This window comes from Paenibacillus sp. IHBB 3054, assembly GCF_051594305.1.
GTDB lineage: Bacteria > Bacillota > Bacilli > Paenibacillales > Paenibacillaceae > Paenibacillus_AQ.
The window spans coordinates 1-969 of sequence record NZ_JBOFBG010000129.1 but is presented as its reverse complement, the minus strand read 5'-3'; the positions used below and the strand labels follow the sequence as shown (position 1 = coordinate 969).

1 protein-coding gene is annotated in these 969 nt (G+C 43.6%); it reads left to right on the top strand.

Annotated features, from left to right (window positions below):
* Nucleotides 1-969: GBS Bsp-like repeat-containing protein (locus ACQ76X_RS36010; RefSeq protein ID WP_438498685.1), on the top strand; the 969-nt coding region annotated here is incomplete at both ends.

Genomic DNA, 969 nt, shown 5'->3' with positions numbered 1-969 from the left:
TTTTATCTTTAATTCTCAGACTTCAGCGGCTGCGGTATTAGAAGGTGTTGATTCCAATTATATAATCAAAGATATGAACGGCACGTCACAGCGGCAGAAGATCAACATTTACAATCAGAGTCGGCTTGAGATGGAGATTCTTCCGGATAATTCAATGATTCAGTATACCTATGATGCGAATGGCAACCTCCTTAAGCGAAGTAAGGCTACACCCGCAGAACCGTATATCTTCAGCACTTCGGTAGTCTCCTATGATATTTATCTGAAAGGGGTTCCTGACAGTGTTAAAACTGTACGTTTTCCGACATGGACGGAATACAATCAGCAAGATGATCTCGAATGGATTGAAGGTGTGAAAGTTGCTCCAAATCTCTGGAGAGGTACGGTCGTTCTGTCCAAACATGGGATGGAAACTGGCGCATATGCAACACATGTTTATGCGGATAACAAAGTTGTAGCGGGTGTAACGACTCAAGTTAAGAATACTCAAACCGTCAGAGCTCCTCAAACGGTCGGATTAGATGCTGAATACTATGAGGTGGTTATAGAAGGCGTGTCCAGAACCATACAAGAAGTGAAATTCCCGACATGGACAGAAAAGAATGATCAGGATGATATTGAGCGGCCCTATGTGATCGGTGAGCGGATAGGCAATACAACGTGGAAGATACGGATACCCTTCAGTAAGCACAATTATGAAGCAGGTAACTATTTCACACATATCTATGCCCATGACAAGTATGGCAATTCAAACTATATCGGAGGAACATCAGTTGCTGTTAAGGGAGGTGTAGGTGTATCAGGACCGAAAACAGCCAATATCTCGGCGGGTTCATACGATGTTTTGATATACGGACTAGACCCTAATATAAAACGTGTTCAGTTCCCTACCTGGACTTCTAATAAAGAGCAGGATGACCTTGAGTGGATTGAAGGTGTGAAGGTTGCCCCTGGAGTCTGGAAAGCCAC